Origin of the sequence: Streptomyces beijiangensis (genome assembly GCF_017315755.1) — a bacterium.
GTDB lineage: Bacteria > Actinomycetota > Actinomycetes > Streptomycetales > Streptomycetaceae > Streptomyces > Streptomyces beijiangensis.
In genome coordinates, this window is sequence record NZ_JAFLRJ010000698.1 from 1 (window position 1) to 8,084 (window position 8,084).

An 8,084-nucleotide genomic window follows, 5' to 3' on the forward strand; every position below is an offset into this window, starting at 1 on the left:
CGGGTGGCATGGCTGGTCCTCTCAGGGTGCGGGCGGGGGGTCAGACGGTCTTCGTATATGTCCAGAAGACCCGGCCCAGTCGGGCGTCCACCGCGCGGGCGTAGAAGTGGATGGGTGCGGTCCAGCCGATCTCGGCCTCCTCGATGCCCAGTTCGCGCTGGTCGGCGAGACAGCGGCGGAGCAGTACCGTACCGACGCCCAGTCCGCGCTCGGAGGATTCGGTGCCCATCGGGCCGAACCAGGAACGGCGGTTGACGCCGTGGCAGGCGAAGCCCACGAAGGCCTCCTGTCCGTCGACGGTCTCGCGGACGGCCACATGGCCGCGCGGCGGGTCGTAGGAGAGTGCGCGTGCGGCCTCGCCGTCCCAGGAGCCGCCCCACTGCGCCATCCATGCGAGGAACGATTTCTCGTCCTCCGGTGCGAGGCGGCGGATCCCCACCCCCACGGCGGCGAGGCGCTTCTCGTCGTCGGCGGTCTCCAGCGGTGCGGTGCGCAGGTCGACGCTCATGTTGAGGCCCTCGGGACCGCGGGTGTAGCCACTGGACTCGGCGAGGCAGACGGCGCGGGTGTAGCGGATGTCGATGCCGGGCCAGGCGTAGTACGGCGGCCTGCCGCGGAACATCAGCCGCTTGGCCCCGGCGGCGGCCAGGAGTTCCTCGGCGCGGGTGAGCAGGGCGCGGCCTGTGCCGATGCCCTGCGCGTCGGGGTGCACGGCGAGCAGGTCGATATGACCGGTGGCCGGGGTGGTCCCGGTGGCGGGGCGGAGTGCCGCGAGGGCTGCGCCGACCGGCGCGCCGTCGCCCTCGCGCCTGGCGATGATCCGCAACTGCGGGCGGGCGGCGGTCTGTGCCCAGAGGAGGTTGAACACGTCCTGGGCGTCGTCGTCGTGGACCAGTGCCGCGCGGGCGACGGAGCGCAGAGCGGGGAGGTCGTCCTCGGTCGCGGTGTGTACCGCGGGAAGGTTCGTCATACCTGCTCACCTCGGTGGTTGTTGCCGGGCGGACACCGGCTCGTAATTCAATGACGCTCTGAATCGGTATTGCGGTGGAAAATTACCAGCGAGATGATCGGCCTGCCAGCCCCCCGCCTCCCTCCACTTCACCGGAAGGCAGCATCACGATGACCGCCCCTGAAATTCCCGCGGGTCTCCCCGACGCCGCGACCCTTGTACGGAGCGCGGTGCAGGACGGTGTCGTACCGGGCGCCGTCCTGATCACCGGACGCGGGGCGGATGGACCCGCCCGTATCACCGCCGTCGGCACCACGGCCGCGGGGCCCGCGGGCCGCCCGGTCACCGCGGACACCGTCTTCGACCTCGCCTCGCTGACCAAGGTGGTGGCCACCACGCCCGCCGTACTGCGCCTCGCCGACAGCGGGATGCTGCGGCTCGACGACCCGGTGCGCCGCCATCTGCCGGCCTTCACCGGAGTGGGCAAGGACGCGGTGACGATCCGTCACCTGCTGGCGCACTCCTCGGGACTGCCGCCGCACCGGGACTTCTGGCAGCTCCCCGGCGGGCCGCCCGAGCGCCTCGCCGCGGTGCTCGCCGAGCCGCTGGAACACCCCGTTGGGACCGTCGTCCGCTACTCCGACCTGGGGTTCATCCTGCTCGGCGAGATCGTCGCCGCGGTGGCGGGGCAGCCGCTCGAATCCGCTGTACGGGAGCTGGTGCTCGACCCCCTCGACCTGGCCTCCACCCGCTATCTGCCGCCCGCGGACTGGCGGCCGGTGACCGCCGCGACCGAAGCGCCGCCCGGCGGTGAGCCCAAGTGCGGTGTGGTGCACGACGAGAACGCCGAGAGTCTGGGCGGGGTCGCCGGGCACGCCGGGCTCTTCGGCACCGCACCTGACCTCGCCCGTTATGTGCGGGCGGGCTGGCTCAGCGAGAGCTCGCCGATCTCCTCAGGGCTGCGCACGGAAGCGCTGAGCTCACAGACGAAGGGGCTCGACGGCGCCCGGGGGCTGGGCTGGACGCTGCCCGGCGACACCTGGGACCACATGTCGCCGTACTGGCCGACGACCGGGGCAGGGCACACCGGTTTCACCGGCACCAGCCTGGCGCTCGATCCGGTCAGCGGGATCTGGGTGGTCCTGCTGACCAACGCCGTGCACTACGGGCGGGGCGCCCGTGCCAAGGGACTGCGGCGTGCCGTGCACGAGGCCGTGGCCAGGGCGGAGGCCGACCGCGACTGAGTGGTCGTACCACGTAACCAACCCTGCTACTCAGCCACTCATATTCCAACGAACCCGTAGGATTCCCACATGGCTGCCGCACGTGACCGACAGCGCGGAGGCGGCGACGCCTCCCGGCGCACCGCAGGACAGACCGCAGAGCGCATCGCGCCGGCCCAGTCGGTGCTGGTGCAGATCCGCGCCCTGCTGCCCTCGCTGCCTCCGTCGGAGCAGCGGGTCGCCGAGGCCGCGATCGCCGATCCGGTCGGCGTCGCGGGCCGTACGATCAGCGAACTCGCGATCCAGTGCAGTACGTCCGAGACGACCGTGGTCCGGTTCTGCCGGGCGGTGGGCCTCAAGGGTTACCCGGACCTGCGCATCAAGCTGGCCGCCGCGTCCGGCGGCGAGGAGTCCAGTCCGAGCTGGTCGGGCCCCGACAGCGACATCGGGCCCGGCGACTCACTGGCCGACCTGGTCGGCAAGCTGGGCTTCACGGATGCCCGCGCGGTCGAGGACACCGTCGCCCAGCTCGATCTGAAGGTCCTGGAGCGGGCCATCGACGAGGTGGTCGGGGCAAGTGCGGTGGATCTGTACGGAGTCGGCGCGAGCGCGCTGATCGCGCTCGACCTCCAGCAGAAGCTGCACCGGATCGGACACCGGGTGTCCGCCTGGCCCGACGCGGACGGCGCGCTGACCTCGGCGGCACTGCTCGGCCGGGGCGACCTGGCGATCGGCATCTCGCACACCGGCGCCACCACCAGCACGATCACCGCACTGCGCGAGGCCTCGGACAACGGCGCCACCACCATCGCCATCACCAACTTCCCGCGCTCGCCGATCGCGGAGGTCGCCGACCATGTGCTGACCACCGCGGCACGCGAGACCACTTTCCGCTCGGGCGCGATGTCCAGCAGGATCGCCGCACTGACCCTGGTGGACTGCCTGTTCGTCGGGGTGGCCCAGCGGAACTACAGCCGCACCACCCGCGCCCTGGAGCGCACATACACCGCGGTGCACCGGCGGCGTCCGCCGCAGTGACCGCCCCGCCCCGCTCTCCCCCCGAGCCCCGCGAACCGAACGGGGGATCACCAGGTGATCATCACGGCGGGGCAGCCGAAAGATATCGCGTCATTGAGTTGCGTTGCATTGACTGTTACCGAAAATTTCCAACGAAAATCGGCCGGCCCCCGTCCTCACACGGGAGGAGCAGTCACGGAATAGCGCAGCTTGCGGCTGGAGCGGGCCCCGGTCCGGTCGTAGAAACGGATGGCACCCTCGTTCCACTCGGGCGTCTGCCACTGCACCTCGCCGATCCCCAGCGCCCGGGCCTCGGCGACGACGGCCTCCATCAGCCGCGCCCCCAGCCCGAGTCCGCGCTGCCCCGGGCACAGATACAGGCAGTCCATGTGCAGATACTCGCGCCCCTGCCAGGTGGAGAACTCCGGTGCGCAGGTGGCGTACCCGACGATTTCGCCCTCGGGCCCCTCGGCGACCAGGCACCGGATCCGCGGCTCGTCGGGAAGGTCGAACAGCGCCGCGCCCAGGCGCTCCAGAGAGCCCTCGGGCGGCGGGGTGGCCTGCTCATAGGCGGCGTGCTCGGCGATCAGCTCACCGATGCGCGCCAGGTCGGCGGGGCGCGCCCTGCGTACGTAAGGAATGGCGGTCATGGCCGCCATCATGCGGCCCCGCCCCAGGTCAGCGCGAGGCCAGCCGGAAGTTCATCCGGCCGAAGCTCACCGAGTCGCCGTCGTTCACGACGATCGCTCCGGTGACCCGGCGGCCGTTGACGGTGGTTCCGTTGGTGGAGCCGAGGTCGCGCAGCACCCACATCCCGGCCTGCACGGTCAGCTCGGCGTGGATGCGCGAGACCGTCTCGTGACTGAGGCGCAGCCCGTTGGCCGGGTCGCGGCCGATGCGCAGCGGGTACGGTCCCGGTTCGGGGAGCAGCAGCTTCGGCAGCCGTTCGGCCTGCCAGGTCCTGCGGAGCCGCACGGTGAAGGCCGACATCCGGCCCACCGTCGCGAACAACCGCTGTGACCAGCGGCTCTCGGTCTCCAGGTCGGCGGTGAGCGCCGCCAGTTCGTCGGATCTGCGGGCGGCGAGAGCCAGCTCCATCCGGCGCATGAAGGTGTCGTGCGACAGCCTGCCCTGTGCCGCGCCCTCCTTGAGCACGCCGAGGACACGGTCGCGCTCGGCGTCGGTCAGCCGCGCGGGATACGTGTGGAACTCGAAGGAGGACGTCACACAGGAGATTGTCAGGCCCACCGGCCCGGAGTGTCCAGAAGAACCCGGATATCCCGTACCCCCTGACCAGCACGGACTGTTACGGTCTGCCCGGCATCCCACAACTCAGGAGCTCACTTGCCCGCAGTTACCACCCCGTCCCACCCCTCCGACGCCCCGGGGGAGCTGATCGTCCGCGCCCTCGCCGACACCGAAGCCGACGCCCGGCTCTTCCGCAGCCTCGACGACCCCGGCCTCGTCGGCCGCGTCATCACGGGCGTCGGCTGGTCCAGCCTCCGCGAGGGCGGCGACTACCGCCCCGAGTGGAGCTGGGTCGCACTGCGCGACGGCACGGTCGTCGCCCGGGCCGCCTGGTGGGGCGGCCCCGACGACACCGAACCGATCCTGCTCAACCTCTTCGACTTCGCCGGGGGCGAGGACGAGGCGGGGGCCGAACTGCTGCGCCGCGCCCCGCACTCCCTCGAGTACGAACTGATCCTGCCCGCCGGCTGGCGCGAGCTCCCCGAGGTACGGACAGCGGGCGAGGCGCGGATCGCGGCCGCCGAGGCCGCCGGGATGAAGGTCCTGGTCGAGCGGTTCCGTTACGAGTGGACGCCCGCGTCCGGGCTGCCCGAGCGGCCGGGACGGCTGGAGTTCCGTCCCGAGCCCGACGACGAGGTCGTCCTCGACGTGCTGCGCAAGGTCCACTCCGTGACCCTCGACGCCCATGCGCTCAAGGCGATCGAGGAGTCGGGCATCGACCGGGCGGCCCAGGAGGAGCTGGACTACTTCCACTGGTGGCCGTCGCCGCGCGAGTGGCTGCGGCTGGCGTACACACCGGCGGGCGAGCTGGTGGGCATCCAGGTCCCCGCGTACAACACGACGGTCCCGATCGTGGGCTTCATCGGCGTCGTACCGGAGCAGCGCGGCCACGGCTATGCGTACGACCTGCTGGTGGAGTGCACCAACTTCCTGGCCGAACAGGGCGCGCAGTCCGTCGCCGGCGCCACCGACCAGGGCAACTTCCCGATGGCCGCCAACTTCACGAAGGCCGGGCATCCGGTCGTCCAGGAGCGCATCCACCTCGTCTGAGCGCGTGCGCGTCAGCGCCGCGAGGCCCTGATGACGTCCCGGTACCAGCGGTAGGAGTCCTTCGGCGTGCGCTCCAGCGTCTCGTGGTCGACATGGACCAGACCGAAGCGCCGGCTGACGCCCTCGATCCACTCGAAGTTGTCGGTGAGCGACCAGGTGAAGTAGCCGCGCACGTCGACCCCCTCGGCCATGGCGGTGTGGAGCGCGCGCAGATGGCCGTCGAGGTAGTCGATACGGGCCCGGTCGTGCACGCCGTCGTAACTGCAGCCGTTCTCGGTGATGTAGAGCGGCGGCAGCCGGTCCCCGAAGCGCGCGCTGAGCGCGGTCAGCATCTCGCGCAGACCGTCGGGGACCACCGGCCAGCCGAAGTCGGTCTTGGCGTAACCCTCGATCTCCCTTATCCCGAAGGGGAGTTCGGCGGGCATCTCAAAGCCTGCGAAGGAGTCGAGTGCCTCGGTGGCGGGGGCGCCGACGAGTGTGGGGTTGTAGTAGTTGACCCCGTACCAGTCGAGGGGCGCCGAGATCACCTTCAGGTCGTCGGCGACCGGGCCCGGCATCAGGGCGGCGAAGTTCTCGTCGGGATAGGCGCCGGTGAGGATCGGGTCGGCGAACAGCCAGTTGGAGATCGTGTCGTACAACTCGGCCCCGAACCGGTCCCCCTCGCTCTCCCCCGCCGTCCAGACGGGCGTGTGCGAGACGGCGATCCCGATGTTCGACGCACCGGCCGCCCGCAGCGCCTGTACGGACAGACCGTGCGCCAGGAGCTGGTGGTGGGCGGCGGGCAGTGCGTCGAAGAGCAGCTTCCTGCCCGGGGCGTGCTCGCCCAGCGCATAGCCGAGCAGGGTCACCTCGGCCGGCTCGTTGAGGGTGATCCACATCGGCACGCGGTCGGCGAGCCGCTCGGCGACGACCGCCGCGTACTCGGCGAACCGGTACGCGGTGTCCCGCCGCAGCCAGCCGCCCGCGTCATCCAGCTCCGCCGGGGTGTCCCAGTGGTAGAGGGTCGGTGCGGGCGTGATCCCTTGCGCGCACAGCTCGTCGACCAGACGGTCGTAGAAGTCGAGCCCGGCCGTGTTGACCGCGCCGCTTCCGCCCGGGACGACGCGCGGCCAGCTCACCGAGAAGCGGAACGCGTCCGCGCCGAGCCCGGCGAGCAGGGCGACGTCCTCGCGGTAGCGGTCGTGGAATCCGGTGCCGCGCGAGGCGTCGGAGCCGTCCTTGATCCGTCCTGGCTCGGCCGCGAACCGGTCCCAGCCCGACGGGCCCTTGCCGTCGGCGGCGGGCGCGCCCTCGGTCTGGAAAGCGGAGGCGGACGCTCCCCAGAGGAAGCCGGGCGGGAACGTAGGCAATGGCTCACGCGTCATGTCCCGGACCTTAATCGCCAGTTATGCCCAACCTCTAGACCTTGATCGCATCTTCCGCAGAGCATGGGAGGCCTGTCCCCGGGGGAGGAGCCAGAAATGCTGTTCGACGTATGGGCACCAGAGGCGGAACAGGTCACGCTCCATGTGGCCGACCGTACGGAACCGATGGAACGGGACCCCGGGCGCCCCGGCTGGTGGCTGGCGCGGGCCGAGGCCGACGACGGCACGCGGTACGGATTCGCGCTCGGGTCCGGGTCCGGGTCCGGGTCCGGCGATAGCCCACAGGTGCTCCCCGACCCGCGCTCGCGCCGCCAGCCGGACGGGCCCGACGGGCTCAGCGCCGTACTCGACCACTCCGCCCACGCCTGGCAGCAGGACTGGCCCGGCCGCCCACTGCCCGGCGCGGTCCTCTACGAGCTGCACATCGGTACGTACACGAGCGAGGGCACCTTCGATGCGGCAGCCCAACGCCTCGGCCACCTGCGCGACTTGGGCATCACGCACATCGAACTGATGCCGGTCTGCCCCTTCCCCGGCCGGCACGGCTGGGGTTACGAGGGCGTCTCCCTCTGGGCGGTCCACGAGCCGTACGGCGGCCCCGAAGGCCTGAAGCGCTTCGTCGACGCGGCGCACGCGCACGGCCTGGGCGTCGTCCTGGACGTGGTCCACAACCACCTCGGCCCCTCCGGCAACTATCTGCCGCTCTTCGGCCCGTACTTCACCGACACCCATCACACCCCCTGGGGCTCCGCCGTCAATCTGGACGCCCCCGGCTCCGACGAGGTACGCACCTATCTGCGCGAGAGCGCCCTGTCCTGGCTGCGCGACTACCGCATCGACGGACTGCGCCTGGACGCGGTGCACGCCCTCGCTCGTGTACGTACCGATGTGCAGCTCGTAGAGGACCGCGCCGGGCAGTGGGCGGCCGGGCCAGTCCTGCTGCCAGGCGTGGGCGGAGTGGTCGAGTACGGCGCTGAGCCCGTCGGGCCCGTCCGGCTGGCGGCGCGAGCGCGNNCGCGAGGCGGGCGGACTCGGCCTGCACGCCCAGTGGAACGACGACTTCCACCACGCCCTGCACACCGCGCTCACCGGCGAGTCCCAGGGCTACTACGAGGACTTCGCCCGCGCGCCCCTCGCCGCCCTCGCCAAGACTCTCACCCACACCTTCTTCCACGACGGTACGTACTCGACCTTCCGGGGCCGCCACCACGGACGCCCCGTCCCCCGCACCAC

At 71.4% G+C, this 8,084-nt stretch carries 8 protein-coding genes; 4 read left to right on the plus strand and 4 right to left on the minus strand.

The window, feature by feature from the left end; translation table 11 throughout:
* Positions 1-40: 40 nt before the first annotated feature.
* Positions 41-970, minus strand: coding sequence for a GNAT family N-acetyltransferase (locus J0695_RS38410; protein ID WP_206969478.1), 930 nt, complete (start codon positions 968-970; stop codon positions 41-43).
* Between the two features lie 149 nt (positions 971-1,119).
* Between J0695_RS38410 and J0695_RS38415 the strand changes: the two genes are divergently transcribed.
* Both J0695_RS38415 and J0695_RS38420 read left to right on the plus strand, forming a co-directional pair.
* Positions 1,120-2,193, plus strand: a complete 1,074-nt coding sequence (locus tag J0695_RS38415; protein WP_206969480.1) for a serine hydrolase domain-containing protein — start codon at positions 1,120-1,122, stop codon at positions 2,191-2,193.
* Between the two features lie 69 nt (positions 2,194-2,262).
* A complete protein-coding gene (locus J0695_RS38420) occupies positions 2,263-3,210 on the plus strand; it encodes a MurR/RpiR family transcriptional regulator (protein WP_206969482.1) in 948 nt (315 codons plus the stop codon).
* A gap of 155 nt (positions 3,211-3,365) precedes the next feature.
* On the opposite strand, the gene J0695_RS38425 is transcribed toward J0695_RS38420, so the two are convergent.
* Positions 3,366-3,839, minus strand: coding sequence for a GNAT family N-acetyltransferase (locus J0695_RS38425; protein ID WP_206969483.1), 474 nt, complete (start codon positions 3,837-3,839; stop codon positions 3,366-3,368).
* 28 nt (positions 3,840-3,867) lie between these two features.
* Complete coding sequence (locus J0695_RS38430; protein WP_206969484.1) at positions 3,868-4,416, minus strand: DUF1707 and FHA domain-containing protein; 549 nt, start codon at positions 4,414-4,416, stop codon at positions 3,868-3,870.
* Between the two features lie 165 nt (positions 4,417-4,581).
* On the opposite strand from J0695_RS38430, the gene J0695_RS38435 reads away from it, so the two are divergent.
* Positions 4,582-5,487, plus strand: coding sequence for a GNAT family N-acetyltransferase (locus J0695_RS38435; RefSeq protein WP_372445904.1), 906 nt, complete (start codon positions 4,582-4,584; stop codon positions 5,485-5,487).
* Positions 5,488-5,498: 11 nt separating this feature from the next.
* Here the strand turns inward: J0695_RS38435 and J0695_RS38440 are convergent, their stop codons facing one another.
* Positions 5,499-6,851, minus strand: coding sequence for a GH1 family beta-glucosidase (locus J0695_RS38440; protein WP_206969486.1), 1,353 nt, complete (start codon positions 6,849-6,851; stop codon positions 5,499-5,501).
* A gap of 96 nt (positions 6,852-6,947) precedes the next feature.
* Between J0695_RS38440 and J0695_RS38445 the strand changes: the two genes are divergently transcribed.
* Positions 6,948-8,084: alpha-amylase family glycosyl hydrolase (locus tag J0695_RS38445; protein ID WP_242553720.1), on the plus strand; the 1,137-nt coding region annotated here is incomplete at its 3' end.